15 protein-coding genes are annotated in these 16,005 nt (G+C 41.1%); 12 read left to right on the forward strand and 3 right to left on the reverse strand.

All coding sequences use genetic code 11. From position 1 onward, the window contains the following. Positions 1–110 precede the first annotated feature (110 nt). Both BUC17_RS05855 and BUC17_RS05860 read left to right on the forward strand, forming a co-directional pair. On the forward strand, positions 111–710 hold the full coding sequence (locus BUC17_RS05855; protein WP_073362541.1) for a hypothetical protein: 600 nt from the start codon (positions 111–113) through the stop codon (positions 708–710). 179 nt (positions 711–889) lie between these two features. Further along, complete coding sequence (locus BUC17_RS05860; protein ID WP_073362542.1) at positions 890–1,477, forward strand: hypothetical protein; 588 nt, start codon at positions 890–892, stop codon at positions 1,475–1,477. A 217-nt stretch (positions 1,478–1,694) separates the two neighbouring features. On the opposite strand, the gene BUC17_RS05865 is transcribed toward BUC17_RS05860, so the two are convergent. Then, positions 1,695–2,216, reverse strand: a complete 522-nt coding sequence (locus tag BUC17_RS05865) for a hypothetical protein (protein WP_073362543.1) — start codon at positions 2,214–2,216, stop codon at positions 1,695–1,697. 885 nt (positions 2,217–3,101) lie between these two features. Between BUC17_RS05865 and uvrA the strand changes: the two genes are divergently transcribed. Then, positions 3,102–5,930 carry an excinuclease ABC subunit UvrA gene (gene uvrA / locus BUC17_RS05870; RefSeq protein WP_073362544.1) on the forward strand — a complete coding sequence of 943 codons (2,829 nt, stop codon included), beginning with the start codon at positions 3,102–3,104 and terminating at the stop codon, positions 5,928–5,930. An 11-nt stretch (positions 5,931–5,941) separates the two neighbouring features. Next, a complete protein-coding gene (locus BUC17_RS05875) occupies positions 5,942–6,325 on the forward strand; it encodes a nuclear transport factor 2 family protein (RefSeq protein WP_073362545.1) in 384 nt (127 codons plus the stop codon). Positions 6,326–6,377: 52 nt separating this feature from the next. Here BUC17_RS05875 and BUC17_RS05880 read toward each other — a convergent pair whose 3' ends face one another. Continuing rightward, positions 6,378–8,717: a TonB-dependent receptor gene (locus BUC17_RS05880; protein WP_073362547.1), complete on the reverse strand. Its 2,340-nt coding sequence runs from the start codon at positions 8,715–8,717 to the stop codon at positions 6,378–6,380. A gap of 111 nt (positions 8,718–8,828) precedes the next feature. Between BUC17_RS05880 and BUC17_RS05885 the strand changes: the two genes are divergently transcribed. From BUC17_RS05885 to BUC17_RS05920, 8 genes are all read left to right on the forward strand, one after another. Further along, positions 8,829–9,503 (forward strand): MarR family winged helix-turn-helix transcriptional regulator, encoded by a 675-nt coding sequence (locus BUC17_RS05885; protein WP_073362549.1) that lies wholly within the window; start codon positions 8,829–8,831, stop codon positions 9,501–9,503. Between the two features lie 49 nt (positions 9,504–9,552). Next, the gene (locus BUC17_RS05890; RefSeq protein WP_262489252.1) at positions 9,553–10,293 is read left to right on the forward strand and encodes an alpha/beta fold hydrolase; all 741 of its coding nucleotides are present in this window, start codon (positions 9,553–9,555) and stop codon (positions 10,291–10,293) included. Positions 10,294–10,317: 24 nt separating this feature from the next. Beyond that, positions 10,318–11,247, forward strand: a complete 930-nt coding sequence (locus tag BUC17_RS05895; RefSeq protein WP_073362552.1) for an alpha/beta fold hydrolase — start codon at positions 10,318–10,320, stop codon at positions 11,245–11,247. 157 nt (positions 11,248–11,404) lie between these two features. After that, the gene (locus BUC17_RS05900) at positions 11,405–11,776 is read left to right on the forward strand and encodes a hypothetical protein (RefSeq protein WP_073362554.1); all 372 of its coding nucleotides are present in this window, start codon (positions 11,405–11,407) and stop codon (positions 11,774–11,776) included. Between the two features lie 149 nt (positions 11,777–11,925). Further along, positions 11,926–12,837, forward strand: a complete 912-nt coding sequence (locus BUC17_RS05905; RefSeq protein WP_073362555.1) for an ABC transporter substrate-binding protein — start codon at positions 11,926–11,928, stop codon at positions 12,835–12,837. A 179-nt stretch (positions 12,838–13,016) separates the two neighbouring features. Continuing rightward, on the forward strand, positions 13,017–13,814 hold the full coding sequence (locus BUC17_RS05910; protein WP_073362557.1) for a DUF3667 domain-containing protein: 798 nt from the start codon (positions 13,017–13,019) through the stop codon (positions 13,812–13,814). 72 nt (positions 13,815–13,886) lie between these two features. Beyond that, positions 13,887–14,291 (forward strand): hypothetical protein, encoded by a 405-nt coding sequence (locus BUC17_RS05915; protein ID WP_143161732.1) that lies wholly within the window; start codon positions 13,887–13,889, stop codon positions 14,289–14,291. A 108-nt stretch (positions 14,292–14,399) separates the two neighbouring features. Next, positions 14,400–15,620: a chloride channel protein gene (locus BUC17_RS05920; protein ID WP_073362560.1), complete on the forward strand. Its 1,221-nt coding sequence runs from the start codon at positions 14,400–14,402 to the stop codon at positions 15,618–15,620. Here BUC17_RS05920 and BUC17_RS05925 read toward each other — a convergent pair. Beyond that, positions 15,613–15,993, reverse strand: a complete 381-nt coding sequence (locus BUC17_RS05925) for a DUF1508 domain-containing protein (protein WP_073362562.1) — start codon at positions 15,991–15,993, stop codon at positions 15,613–15,615. The genes BUC17_RS05920 and BUC17_RS05925 overlap by 8 nt on opposite strands. Positions 15,994–16,005: the final 12 nt, after the last annotated feature.

The following is a 16,005-nucleotide window of genomic DNA, read 5'->3' on the forward strand; positions in this document are numbered from 1 at the left end:
TAGGTAACTATTCAATTATACGATTACCCGTCAATAAATAAGAAATAAAGGAAACAAGTTAATTCTTACTTATGCGAAAGTTGACTGCTATTTTTGCTAACAGTAGTTACATGAAAATGATAATTATTTTAGTCCTATTCTATGTAATTCTATTTACAGGACAAATAATGGAATTGAACTTTCCTATTTCCTTAAATGTTTTTTTAGTGGCTATAATTTTTACAATTATAATTTCTATGGAATTTTCTATTTTGAATAAAGATTTTATTTCTGACTTTAAAATTCGTAGTTATAGTAGAAAATTAAAATTTGGAAATCTCTTTAATGCGATTTTTTGGACTGGATTAATTGTATTTGATAATCAACATAAAAAATTATTTGTTATAATTCTTATTCTTTGGATATATCCATTTATTGACATAGTAATGGTTTATGTTTTCAGAAAAAAGCAACCTTATACAATTTTTATAAACAATAGAAATTTGATTTTGAATGGGCCATGGAAAATAGAAAGGGATTTATCAGAATTGACAGAAATAACATTTGACAGATATTCTAAAAATCTAAATCTTAGTTTTAAAACAAAAAGTGATATTTCGATACAAACAAAAGAATTTAATAAGCAAGACATTGATAAATTTGTAGAAATCATTATTACCAAATCTGAAAATAATGTTTGCTTACCTGAAAATTACATTTTAAATAAATAAAACAGCTGAAAAACCGCAAGCCACTACGACTCGATTTTCTTCGCTTGCAACCTATTTTCTCGACCCGAGCGGAGCGAACGGTACGAAACAAAACATGTAACTTGGTTAGAAAAATTCGTTTCGCTTTATAGCTGTTGTCGGCAAGTGGCATTCCAAGATCAAAAACAAATTTTTAATCCATGAAATTTAAGGTTTTTCCCATTTTCATTTTCATAGTTGTAATCGCTAGCTGCTCGAAAAAAAATGATCGTATCGAGAACTGGCCTCGAGGTTATGAAAAAGAAAACCCATTTCATCCTGACACAATTTTTGAAGATGGTTCCTTTAGTTTTAGTTGTCAATTTAGAGTAACCTCAAAAATCGAATCTGTAAAACAAAAAGCCAGAATTTACGATAATAAATTTTACCTCAAGTTTTTGGATGTAAACGCTGAAGAATTTGTTTTCTTGGATTTTAAATGTAAAAAGAATGAACTAAGGACGATAACTATTAATTGTAACGATTTTACCAAGACCTACAAGTGCATTTTAGAGAATACGGTAAACGTTGACAAAAACATAAATGTGAAAATATTCAGAATAGAAAAATTGATTAGGCTTAGTGATTTTTTTGGAGGTAAAGAACTAGATTTGGTTGTATTGGCCACAGAGAAGCACGGCATAATTGGAACCTATTTACAAGAGGGTAATACAATCATTTCGGCTCGAGGCGATATCTTAAAAGACTTGATAGACTACAATAAATATAACTTTGCTAGATTATTATAAAACTGAGCAAAAGTCTAAAGCCGCGATGACTCGAAAGTATAAAGTTGATGTTAAGTTTACAAGAAAACGTTAATCTTAGTAAGGAATAATCGTTTCGCTTTATCACCAACTTCACAAGCTGCAAACGTTACTGCTCACTAAATTCTGATCACTGAACACTGTTTACTGAACACTGAATTCTGATTACTGATCACTGAACACTGAACACTGCCCACTGCTACTTCGTCTTCTCCCCTACAAAATAATCGCTCTGACTCTTAAACAACACATTGAATGTGGTCAAACTGCCGTAAATACGGGTGATGTATTGCTGCAATTCCACTTTCTCGGCGTCGTCAAGGTTGCTCGCGTTGATTTTTTGCTCCATTACCCGCAGACGGTCGCGCACCATCACAATCTTATGAAAAAAGGTATCAATCGGCACTTCCTTACTTTGGGTTGGCGTGCCGGGTTCCATCACCAATTTCCCGCCTTTCCACTTATCGGCAATCGCCACAGCCGGCGTCAAGTCGCTCCAACGTTGCAACAAATTCTTCATCACTTTTTCCACCTCATAAAAACTCACGGTATCTACTTCGCCATCAACCGCCTCAATCACCTCAACGGACTCATCCAAGTCAATGGTCTCCAAACCACTTTCTATAAACGTTACCCAATAATGCTTTGACGTTACATTCGTCACTACGCCCAAACCGTGTTCAGCATGCTTAATTCGGGAACCGATACCTAATAATTTCATGTTTCTTGCTGTTATTTAGTTTTCAAATATAAGGAAAACACAAAAAGTTTAACAAGCAATTCTAGCAGTAATTAAGTTAAATCAAAATAATATAGGCCCATTTATACTACACAAAAAATCATTTGTTAATGGACTATGAGAAAAGATAAATAAAAGGATAATCATCCTACACACCACCAATACCGTAAAAGAAAAGAAATTGAAATACAAAAAGAGAGTATCCCTACTATTAAAAAATAAAAGACCATGAGATATAACTTAAATCTAAAATACCATCCTAATGTTTCTTTATAATTTTCATACTTTTCCTTTCGAATTGGCTTCTTACCACTTTTCTTAAAAAGAGACCATAATAGAAAGCAAACAAGGGAAAACAGTAAACCTTTGTAAAAATTCTCAAAAAGATAAAAACAATTCAGCGGCATGAAATTAAATTTTTAGCTAAAATAGAAAATTACATTAAGATAAATTCAGCTGTAAATCAGTCGTTTCGGTGAAAATCCCAATACGATTGATTATTTTTTTATAGAGCAACACGTATCGACTTCCAATCACGCCCCCTCCCGCTTTCGGCAGTCGCTTTTCCGCTCCGCTCCAAGAGCTCCTACAATGCCTCACTCGGGGCTAAAAATCAACTAGGGTTCAATAATCAAAATTTCAACTCTTAAATTCCAAATCCCAAATTCCAAATCTCAAATCTCAAATCTCAAATTTCAAATTTCAATTTCCTCCCCAAGTATCGTACCTAATTCTAATGTCCAACGTCTAAAGTCTAACGACTAGTCACTAATCACTAGTCACTAATCACTAGTCACTAATCACTAGTCACTAATCACTAATCACCAATCACTCAAAATCACTACCTTTGCTTTTTCCCAAAAAATCATGAGCGAACAACTCGAATCCATTGAAATTATTGGTGCTCGCGCACACAATCTTAAAAATATTGACCTAACCATTCCGCGGGAACAACTCGTGGTCATTACCGGTCTCTCCGGCTCGGGGAAATCGTCCCTCGCCTTTGATACCATTTACGCCGAAGGCCAACGCCGCTATATTGAAACGTTTTCGGCCTATGCACGGCAATTTCTCGGGGGACTCGAGCGTCCTGATGTGGATAAAATCGACGGACTCTCTCCTGTCATCGCCATCGAACAAAAAACGACGAGCAAATCGCCCCGCTCCACCGTGGGGACCATCACCGAAATCTACGACTTCCTCCGCCTGCTCTTTGCCCGAGCAGGAGAAGCCTACAGTTACAACACCGGTGAAAAAATGGTGTCCTACTCCGACGAACAAATCAAAAACCTCATCATCGAACAGTTTCTAGGGAAACGCATCAACATCCTCGCACCGGTCATTCGGGCGCGTAAAGGACATTATGCCGAACTGTTTCAACAAATCGCCAAACAAGGCTTTGTAAAGGTCCGCGTCAACGGGGAAATCAAAGACATTACTCCCGGAATGAAACTCGACCGCTACAAAACCCACGATATCGAAATCGTCATCGACCGCATGGTACCCGCCAACGACGACGACACCCACAAACGCCTCGCCGAAAGCATCAAAACCGCCATGTACCACGGCGAAAATGTAATGATGGTTATCGAACAGGAGCAGCAAGAGGTTCGGTTTTTTAGCCGCACCCTTATGTGTCCCACCACAGGCATCTCCTACCAAAATCCCGAACCTAACCTCTTTTCGTTCAACTCCCCCAAAGGCGCTTGCGAAAAGTGCAACGGCCTCGGAACAGTACATGAAATCAATCTCAAAAAAATCATACCCGATGCCCGCCTCTCCATTGCCAAAGGCGGACTGGCACCGCTAGGAGAATTGAAAAACTCATGGATGTTCAAACAACTGGAAGCCATCGGTGAAAAATTTGGATTCAAACTGACCGATCCCATCGAAAAGATTTCCGAGGAAGCCATGGACATGATCCTCAATGGCGGCAATGAACGGTTTACCGTCAAAGCCAAAGCAGCAGGCGTGACCAAAGAATACAAAATCGAGTTTGAAGGCATCGCTGCCTTTATCAAAAACCAACACGACGATGCACAATCGACTTCGCTTAAACGTTGGGCCAAAGACTTCATGGATGAAATATCCTGTCCAGAGTGTCAAGGTGCCCGCTTGAAAAAAGAGTCCTTGTATTTTAAAATCAACGAGAAAAACATCGCCGAGCTCTCCACTATGGACATTGCTGAGTTGACCGATTGGTTTCAAGCCTTGCCCCAAACCCTCTCGGAAAAACAAAAGGTGATTGCCACCGAAATCCTAAAGGAAATCAACGACCGCTTGAAGTTCTTGATGGACGTCGGACTCAATTATCTATCCCTACACCGCAGTTCGAAATCGCTCTCCGGCGGTGAAGCGCAACGCATTCGCTTGGCGACCCAAATCGGCTCGCAATTGGTAGGCGTGCTCTATATCTTGGACGAACCCAGTATTGGGCTCCATCAACGCGATAACGAACGTTTGATCAATTCCTTAAAAAGCTTGCGCGACATCGGGAATTCGGTTTTAGTGGTCGAACACGACAAAGACATGATTGTAGAAGCCGATTATGTGATTGACATCGGACCCAAAGCCGGACGGTTTGGGGGACAAATCATCAGCAAAGGGTCGCCCAACGAATTGTTGAAGGAAACCACCATTACCGCTCAGTACTTAAACGGTAAAATGGCCATCGAAGTACCCAAAAAACGTCGGGAAGGCAATGGTAAAACGATTAAATTGGTAGGCGCCTCGGGTAACAATTTGAAAAACGTGACCGCTGAATTTCCGTTGGGGAAACTGATTTGCGTGACCGGAGTTTCAGGCAGTGGAAAATCAACTTTAATCAATGAAACGCTCTACCCTATTTTAAATGCGCACATTTACGATGGCGTGAAGCGTCCGATGCCGTTCAAAAAAATTGAAGGACTCGAACATGTAGACAAAGTCATCGACATTGACCAAAGTCCGATTGGCCGCACCCCACGCTCCAATCCTGCGACCTACACCGACGTGTTTTCAGAAATACGTTCCCTTTTCACCCAAACCCCCGAAGCGATGATTCGCGGTTATAAAGCTGGCCGTTTCAGTTTCAACGTATCGGGCGGTCGTTGTGAAACCTGTGAAGGATCGGGAGTACGCACCATCGAAATGAGTTTTTTACCCGATGTCTATGTCGAATGCGAAACCTGCCAAGGCAAACGCTTTAATCGGGAAACCTTGGAAATTCGCTACAAAGGAAAATCCATTTCCGATGTACTGAACATGACCGTAGATGAAGCGGTGGATTTCTTTGAAAACATTCCGAAAATCTACCGAAAAATCAAAACGATTCAAGACGTGGGATTGGGATACATCACTTTAGGACAACAAAGTACAACCCTTTCGGGTGGTGAAGCGCAACGGATCAAATTGGCGACCGAATTGTCCAAAAAAGATACGGGCAATACATTCTATATCATGGACGAACCCACCACAGGCTTGCACTTTGAAGACATTCGTGTGTTGATGGAAGTCATTCAGAAGTTGGTCGACAAAGGCAATACGGTGTTGATTATCGAACATAATTTAGATGTCATCAAATTGGCCGATCACATCATCGACGTCGGCCCCGAAGGCGGAAAAGGCGGCGGTCAAATCTTGTGTGTTGGTACTCCTGAAGAAGTTAGCAAAAACAAAAAAAGTCATACCGCACGTTTTTTAGCCAAAGAATTATAACCTAAGAATTTATGAAAAAAATAGTTTTCCTTCTCCTATGTACATGTGCAACAGCATTTGCACAAACGCCTACTCCCGAACAAATGGCTCAAAAGCAACTGGAAGCTTACAACCAAAAAGATATTAAGGCTTTTATGGACTGCTTCAGTGAGGATGTAAAGATTTACACCTACCCCAATACCCTCGAGGTAGAAGGCAAAGCCAAAATGCAGGAACAATATGCCCAATTCTTCAACAGCGCCCAAACCTTGCACTGTACCGTTATCAAACGAATCGTCCGCGGGGCATTTGTGATTGATGAAGAATCGGTTCAATACAATGCAACTACTTTTGGAGGCGTCGCGATCTATGAAGTCAAAGAGGGGAAGATTGTTGCTGTGACTTTTATGAAATAAATACGCCCTAAAGCACGGCTAACTTTAGGGCATATTCATTACTTTTTTTTGATTAAAAATTAGCGACAAGTCCAAGCGTAGGAATAATATTTCGGTTGGAGTTATCTATTTGTAATAGATTTCGGGGTTCAACAATAGAGGAATCTGCGTTACGTTCTAGTCCAAATTGCGGAACTTGTGGAATTCGTTGACCGAGTACATTTTCGATATCAATAAAAACATTCAAAGCAAACGATTTAAAACTCCATTTTTTATCAATTCGAATATCTAGTTGATTAAATACAGCTAATTTTTCGGTACCCAATCGATTGTAATCCAAAATAATTTCAGGATATGCAGCAAGGGTTTCTTGGCGATTAACGGGTACAAAAGGAGTACGTCCAGCAAAACGATTTCGCATACTCACTTCCCAATTGCGTTTAAATTTGTAACCCGAAGTTAACGAGAATAAATGACGACTATCCCAAACTGAGGGCAAATAGGTACCCGTTAAACCTGTAAACTCGCTATAAAAAAATGTATAGGATGCAATAGCGAAGAAGTTTTTCTCAAATTTTTGTTGAAAAAGTAACTCAACCCCGTACGAACGACCTGTTCCTGTGGTGGAAATTGCCTCATTTCCCAATACTTCAAATCCGCCGCCTTTATTCGCTAATGACACGCCATCGGTAAGCGATATTGGATAATCTTTGTAGCGTTTATAAAATGCTTCTAGACTTACTTTGGCCGCTTTTCCCAATGATTTTTCAAGACCCGTTACCCAATGCATACTCTGGGTATAACGACCATTAGCATTGGTTAGAGCTCCATTAACATCGCGATACCCTAATACGGTGTAGGGTAAAATTTTAAAATAATTCCCCCATGTTGCATTAAAACGCCATCCGCTCCCTAAACGAACAGACGTAGCGATTCGTGGCGAAAAAGTTTCCCATAATTCAGACGACAAAAAAGTATCATCATCGAGACGAAATCCTAATGAAACATCCCAAACACCATTCGCCAAAGTGGTACTAGCATTTCCAAACACACCATACTTGTAAAAATCAATCACTGTTGAATATTGGCCTTGATTACGGTCAAAAGTTGAATTTGTATAATCAGAACGCTGTATATTGAAACCCGTATTCAACTTCCAATTATTCCAGTAAAAAGTAGTCTCATGGCGTAACTTTAGTTCTTTTTCAGTGGCTTGATTATCCAAAATAATTCCTGTTTTTGTGGCCGTATTTTCATAAATTACAAATCCATTTTTGAAATAATTTTGCGACAAGGTCGTCAAAGAGAACCCTTTCTTTTCGGCAAATCGGCGTTTCCATGAAATTCCCATTGTATTGGTTCGCTGATTGATAAAGGGCGATTGATCAAATATAGCTTGCTCACTCGGACTTAAGTCACCATCGGCTTCTAAAGAAAAGGAATCAATTGAACCCACCCCTAACACCGATAATTCATTGTAATCATTAAGCTTGTGAGTCACTTTGTATTGATAATCCCAGTAATTGGGACGAATGGGCAGTCCAATGGCTTCAAATAAAAATTGGAGATAACTTCGGCGTACCGAGGCTAAAAAAGTAGTATTGCTTTTCTCTTTGCCTCTTTTCCATAAAGGCCCCTCCATCGTAAGCGCAGTTTCGGAAGCACTCACACGTATATTGGTCTTCAATTGTGAAGCATTACCATTGCGTTGTTTGAACTGTAAAACTCCAGAAAGTGGATTATCGTATTGTGCACCAAAAGCGGATGTAGACAGTGAAACATCATCAATAAAAGAAACATTGAGAATTCCTACCGGACCTCCTGCACTTCCTTGTGTGCTGAAGTGATTAATATTCGGGATTTCCATACCGTCCAAATAATAAACAGATTCATTGGGTGCACCCCCACGCAAAATTAAATCATTGCGAAAACCACCCGGAGAGGGAGAAACGCCAGGTAAAGATTGTGCTACACGAACAACATCATTATTAGAACCTGGGTAATTTGCAATTTCAACTCCCGACAAGGATTGAATTGATAAAGGTGTCTCCTTGGTACGCTTGAGTTTAGAACTAGAAATAACTACCTGCTCCAACTGAACCGCTACCCGTTGCAAACTAATGGATAGTTCCGGATTACCAAAGGTTTGAATAATGATGCGAAAAAGAGTTTGTGCTTCATACCCGTTTAAAGTAGCCGTCAAATTATAAGTTCCAGGGGGAATTGCTTTTAATTGAAAATTTCCTTCGGCATCGGTTAAAACCTGAAAAGAGGTGTTATCCAAAACTATGGTAACTCCAGCCAAAGGCTCACCTACTGGACCAGTAACTTTACCCGAAAGCACTCCCGTCTCTTGCGCTAGTAGCCATTGACCACCTAATAAGAACATGAAAAAGTAAATAAGTAATCGCATAAATTGTATGTTTTTGAATTATTTTTTGGCAAATATAGTACATTTACGTCTTATTAAATTATTTTAACGTTATTTTTTGTTTGTTTACGTATAAAAACTATCTTTGTTAGTATGAAAGCACCCGAATTACTTCACCATTTATTGGATGATTTTTTTGAATTTACTCAAGGCGATTCAGGTATAACAACCTTTACACCGCAGGCATTTGCCGCTTTTCTTCAAATTAAGTATAGGGAGTCTCAACCGATTGGCCCCTTGATGCAGAGTGATTTTGAACAACCGGACTTGGTAATGGAAAATGAAAATGAAGATAAAAGAGATTTGCTCATTCTTCTAACATACCTTTTTAAGTATGCGCGATTATACATCAAAAAAGCGTTAGTTCACTCCAAAATCCAAACGGTTGATGAGTTTGCATTTCTAATCAACCTAATCATGACACCTGACCTCACCAAATCGGCATTGTTTGCAAAGACAATTACTGAAAAAACGAGTGGTACTGAAATAATAAAACGATTACGTGAGCGAGGATTAGTGGAAGAATATAAAAATGAAATCAACAAAAAAAATGTCTATTTACGACTTACCCCTCTTGGAAAGTCTGAATTATTACAAGTCATGCCAAATATGCAATTGGTGACTGAAATTGTATCAGGAACTTTATCTGAATTTGAATTAAAATTCATGCATCAAGTCCTTACAAAGCTAGAAAAAATGCACAATTCAATTTATTTGGACGATCGAGATGACAACTTAGAGCAAATCCATCAAAAAGTTATATCCTAACACTATTTCATCATTCAAAACTCATAATTCATAATTCATAATTCAAAATTTGTTAAACCTCCACATCCACTCCCCGTTCCCCAACCGACCTACCCTCGTGTTTTTGCACGATTCGTTAGGGTGTGTCGAATTGTGGCGGGATTTTCCAGAGCGACTAGCGGCGGCGTCCCAATGCAATTATTTGGTATACGACCGTTTGGGTTATGGGAAATCGGGACCGTTTGCCCATCCAGTGCGGGACAAACATTATTTGGAACACGAAGCAGTTGTGCTAAATCAGCTTTTAGTCGAACACAACATTGACCAAGCCCTACTTTTTGGACACAGCGACGGGGGTTCCATTGCCTTGCTAACAGCCGCTTTATTTCCCGAACGCATCCAAGCCATCATCACAGAAGGAGCGCATGTATTTGTGGAGGAAGTTACCTTGGCTGGCATTCGCGCCGCACAAGCCGCCTACAATACCACCGACTTGCCCCAGCGCTTGGCCAAATACCACGGGGCCAATACCGATGCTATGGTAAAAGCGTGGACCGAAACCTGGTTAGCGCCTATGTTTCGGGATTGGGACATCACCGACTTTTTACCCCAAATCACTTGTCCTGCCCTTATCATTCAAGGGGAAGACGATGAATTTGGCACCCCAAAACAAGTCAAAACCATAGTGGCGCACTGTTCGGGACCTGCCCAAGCGTGGCTGATACCGGGAGTGCAACACAATCCGCATAAAGAAGTGCCGGAGGAGGTGATTGAAAAAGGGGTTGATTTTTTGCAACAATGCTTATCTTAGATGTATAACTGATTATTGAATAGCATGAACATACGCTTACTCTTACTATTATTGTGTCTAGTTCCAAAAGTTGATGCCCAAACCCTCTACACCAAAGCCTTTGGGAATCCGCAGCACCCGGCCTTGCTATTTTTACATGGTGGTCCTGGATATAATTGTGCGAGTTTTGAAATCTCTACAGCACCCCTACTAGCCGAACAAGGGTACTATGTTATCGTTTATGACCGCCGTGGGGAGGGGCGCAGTACCGATCCCAATGCCGAATTCTCTTTGGCCGAAGCCGCCGCCGACATGCAAAGTGTACTCGAACAGTATAAGGTCACCAAAGCGCATTTGTTAGGCCATAGTTTCGGTGGAATTCTCGCGCTTAAATTCGCCCGTACGCATCCCGAAATGGTGAGTTCGGTGGTTCTTATCAGTGCGCCTCTCGATTTACAAGAATCATTTCAACACATCATTGCACAGTGCAAAACCATCTATGAAGCCAAAGAAGATTTGGTCAACCTAAAGTATTTAGGTCTTTTACAAGAAATGGCCCCGCATTCGATGCTGTTTGCCTCCTATTGTTTCATGCACGCCCTACGCAACGGATTTTATGCCACACCCAACCCGACTCCACAAGCCCAACAACGCTATACCGCCTTAGTGGATCATCCCGACTACAAACGCTGGGGCAATGCCATGACCGAACAAGCGCCGTTGGGATTTCACCGAAATGATGCCTATACCCAAATGAAAATGTACGACTTAATCCGGCAAGTGCTTCAAAAAAAAGTCCCCGTTTTCGGATTGTATGGCGAAGACGACCGTTTGTACCCCAAAACCCAACGACAAACCCTAGAAGCATTGCTTCCCCAAGGGCATTTCAAAAGCTGGGAGCGTTGTGGACATACCGTATTTATCGATCAACAAGCTTTATTTTTTGACGCAATGAATTTGTTGCCAAAAGGTTAAGAATTCGCTTACGTTTAAGCCCTTATGTACGCTATTTTGAATTGTATTCTCAAGGAATCAAAGTCCCTATGTACGATTTTTTTGACTTTCGTTCAAAAAGTCTATTTTTGCAATTCGGTTTTAATAGCAACCTATTTTAGCGATTGTATTGCGAGCCATGAAGCACTTTTTTTTACAAACCCATTTGTTCTGGATACTTACCAAATTTATGCTGGCCATCGCTGGTATTGGCGGATTCATTAGCATGTGGTCGTTGGGGATTTTCCGTGATCATTTTACACTTATAGCCAATGGCCTTTTGGTGCTTTACGGCTTCCTCTTGGGCTATAGTGGCTATGCCGACATTCGAAGTATCCCTCCCAATACTGTTATCCGCCTCATCACAGGTACGTTATCGGTAGTTTCGGGATTGGCCTTACTATTGCTAATTTTTCTACAACATGTTCGCAATCCCTTGATAACCTTATTGATGGCGTTGTGGGTCATTGTGTTGGGACTCTATGAATGGGCGCAACTGGTTCGAGAATAGCGTGTTACATCATCAATTATTTATTAAAAAAGCTTGGATAAAGCACTGAAGTTGTCCCACAATTTTTAAACAATCGTTAAAGTCGTCGCTTGCTGTTTTTTTCCCATTTATCTTTGGGTACAAACCACAACATTACGTTTTTATCCCTTATGGAAACTTTAAAAATTGCACTCGATTGGACCCCAAACGTCAATCACCTTGGCTTTTTCATCGCTCAAGAAAAAGGATTTTATCACGAATTGGGACTTACGGTCTCTTTCCTCAACCCCCAAGAGGATGATTATCAAATCACCCCGGGCAAAAAATTGGAGTTAGGACTTGCCGACTTGGCCCTTGCCCCATTGGAAACAGTTATAAGTTTAAACAACAAATCCAACCGCGTAGACGCTATCGCCGTATATGCATTACTGCAATCCGATTTAAGCAGCATCACTACCTTGGCCTCCTCGGGGATCAATAGTCCCCGCGAATTGGTGGGCAAAACGTATGCTTCCTACAAAGCCCGTTACGAAGATACCATTGTACAAGAGTTGGTTCGCCACGACGGCGGTCAAGGGGATTTTACGGTAAGTTATCCCGAAAAACTAGGCATTTGGAATACTTTATTGGAAGGAAAAGCCGATGCCACCTGGATTTTTGACAATTGGGAAGGCGTCGAAGCGGCCTCTCGTGGGATAGCGCTACGATCCTTTCAACTTGCTGCCTATGGCATTCCGTATGGTTATTCACCCGTTCTTATTGCCAAGAAAGAACAACTCGATGCCAACAAAGAAGTGTATAAAAAATGTATCGCTGCAACACAAAAAGGGTATGCTTTCGCCCAATCCCACCCCGAGGAAGCGACGGCAATTTTAAAAAATGTGGTCTCAGAAAGGGATCGAATCCATATCGACCTAGCGCAAACCTTAGCTGTAACTGCTCCTCATTTTGGCGAAAACGGACAACATGGGTTCATGGAGCCTGCACGGGTTCATGCATTTCTACATTGGTTGGTCAACCATGAATTAGAAAAAGAGGAGATACTGAACCAAACGCTATTTACCAACGAGCTACTTTCGTAGTCACATGAGGTTTGGGAGTTAAATCATCAAACACTATATTATAGTATACATAAAGAAGCTTATACGTACACTTGGGCGCATAAGCTTCTTTTTTTTGTGAAAATACAAAAGGAATTAAAAAGCTATTTCCTCGATTTTAGTATTTTTGGGAAACCAACCCTAAACTCAAAAAAACACAAATGGCTGAACAATGTACCCACTGCGCCTTAACCGTTGAAGGGAATTTCTGCAGTTCCTGCGGTCAGAAAAAATTCAAACGTATCGATCGAAACTATTTATGGGATGAAATTCAATATACCCTTTTACACACCAACAAAGGATTGTTGTATTCCCTGAAAAAAATTGCCCGAAATCCTGGGAAAACGGCGCGCGAATTTATTGAAGGTGATCGGGTAAGCCATTACAAACCCATACTTCTTGTCTTTTTACTGAGTGGTTTTTCAACATTCATCTCTTTCAAAGTAACCAACATGCAAAAAGTCATGGCGGAACATTTTGCAGCGCAAAAGATGAATTCGCCGATGATGAATGATTTTTTGAACTTTACGTCCAGTTATAATTCATTACTTATGCTGGTGTATATCCCGCTGTTTGCCATCGCGACTTACCTCTGTTTCCGAAAATGGGGGCAAAACTACTATGAGCATGTTGTAATGAACGCCTATATATTGAGTTTTTACACTTTACTCAGTTTGGTTTTTCTCTATCCTCCCTTGTATTTTTTACAAAACGATTCAGGGGCGTATTTTACGTTCAATCAATATGCCTTATTGGCTGTTCCACTTATGTTGGTCTGGTTTTTTAAAGGCTATTACCATGAACACCCTTTAAAAGCAGTCCTACTTCGCGTGTTGGGAGTTTTGGGAATTACTTTTTTGGGTTACCTACTCATTATTATAGTCGTGGGCGTGTTGATGTTTGTGTATGCCATGTCCTTAGGACCTGACGCATTGGAGTATGTAAAACCGATGAAGTAACACTTCGCCTGTTACAGATACAAAAATGGAATACCGTCCGTTATCTCATACAAACCTCAACCTGTTGCCTTAATGCTTCGTATACTTTTCCTTACTGGGATTCTAATGGGATTCTCAAGCTATACTGTGACCAAAGCGGGCATGATTCCCGACGGTACTTATACTTTACAACTCGATGCTGCGTATGCTGAAACAGGGCCTGCCCATTTTCGTCTGCACCTAAAAGGAGATAGGGTAACGATGGAGTTGGCAGACCAAACCCACACCTATCCTTTAAAATGGATTGACGCCGACTCATTTTGTATTATAGGATACACCCAACCCGCTGAACCCAATGCATTTGAGCAAGAAATGTTGCGAAGCTACACTCCCTCTTTTAATATAACGAGTACTTCCCAAGGTACTTTTCGTTTTGTTTTTGGCGATCAACATCAAGCCGACTGCATTTATAGTGGAAGTTTGGTGCCTTTTCCATAAAATTCGAATTTGAATAGCAAAGGATAGAAATCCTTACTTTTGTCCATAAGCTTTACCCCAGAAAGGGTCAGTTATGGCTATATCCCTAACGTTTGTCCAACGATTTGAATGATGTCCTCTAAACAAGAAACCACTCCTTCGTTTTTTTCTGAGCTACAATACCAAGGATATGGAATTGTAATCGGCGTGTTGCTAAGCATCCCTATTGGAAGTAGTGCTGCTTTTTTTCTTTGGGCTTTGGCGGAAGTGACACAAATTCGGATGGCCCATTCCTATTTATTATTTGGGTTGCCACTGGCGGGTTGGGCTATGGGATATTTATACCACCGTTGGGGAAACCAAGCCAATGAAGGAAATAGTCTGGTACGCACCTCGCTGGTAGATGCCCAAACGCCTATTCCCAGACGCATGGGACCCATGGTTTTGGGAAGTACACTTGTAGCCCATTTGTTTGGTGCTTCTGTCGGACGAGAGGGTACCGCATTACAAATGGCAGCGGCGATGGTGCGGCCAGCGATACAGTTCTTGAAACTTTCAAAAAAATACTACCGAATGGCATTAACTGCGGCCATAGCCGGTGGATTTGGAGCTGTTTTTGGAACGCCTTGGGCAGGATTGGTTTTTGCAATGGAATGGAATCGGAAACACCCGTTTCGCACGCAAGCCCTTTTACCCGCTTGTATAACAGCCCTTTTATCCGATGCGGTTTGTACTGCTTGGGGCATTTCACACGGCGTATTTCGTGTGCCTCAAATCCCTAAATTATCCTTAATGTATATCGGTTGGCTGTTGGCCGCGGGAATATTGTTTGGACTCCTCGCCCGAAGTTTTATACTCCTGCAAAAGGGCATACGAAAAACAGCTACAAAATGGATACCTTATCCGCCCCTTCGCTTGTTTTTGGGGGGAGTACTTTTTGTGGTAATTGTCAGTACGCTACACACCGATCGCTATACAGGATTGGGATTACCGGTAATCGAAGAAGCATTTTTAAAAACCCTTTCGTGGGAAGATTCGTTTTGGAAACTGGTTCTAACGGCTTTAGTCCTTGGCGTAGGTTATAAAGGTGGGGAAGTTACCCCGCTGTTTTTCATAGGCGCTACCATGGGAAGTGCTTTAACGCTCGTTTTTCCCTATTCGCCAGGATTCTGGGCCGCCATGGGTTGGGTAGCCGTATTTGCAGGAGCCACACATACGCCCTTGGCATGTATGGTTATGGCTGGAGAACTTTTTGGTCTGGAGGTCCTCCCTGGGGCTGCTATAGTTTGTGCTTTAGCCTATGGTGTTTCGGGAAAAAATTCAGTATACACTGATGAACCGATCAAGTAGTTTCCTCCTCAGAAAAAACCATCGCTGCATCGGGAAAAATTGATTCTTGATCCGAAAAATCCAAGACTTCAGCCTTGGCGATGGAACGCGCAATTTCTTCAATCCCTTTTTGTAAAAGTCGTTCTGTCGTGTATTTACGACTTGTAGCCAACACCAATCCATCTTTAGTGAGTCTAAAAAAGAATTTTCCCCCTGAGGCTTTACTTTGGGTAAGCGTAAATCGCTCCCATTGGGCTTGAAAGGCTTGGATCATTTCTTCGCAGTCACTTTTATGCTTACACGATAGGCTTGTGAAAATGGTTTTCCCTTTTCGGGAAGCGAAGATAAATTTATAAGTCCCATTGAGGCGTTTACTAATCACAAATGCACCCATTTCACCATTTTT

Source organism: Flavobacterium fontis, assembly GCF_900129405.1.
GTDB classification, from domain to species: Bacteria; Bacteroidota; Bacteroidia; order Flavobacteriales; family Flavobacteriaceae; genus Flavobacterium; species Flavobacterium fontis.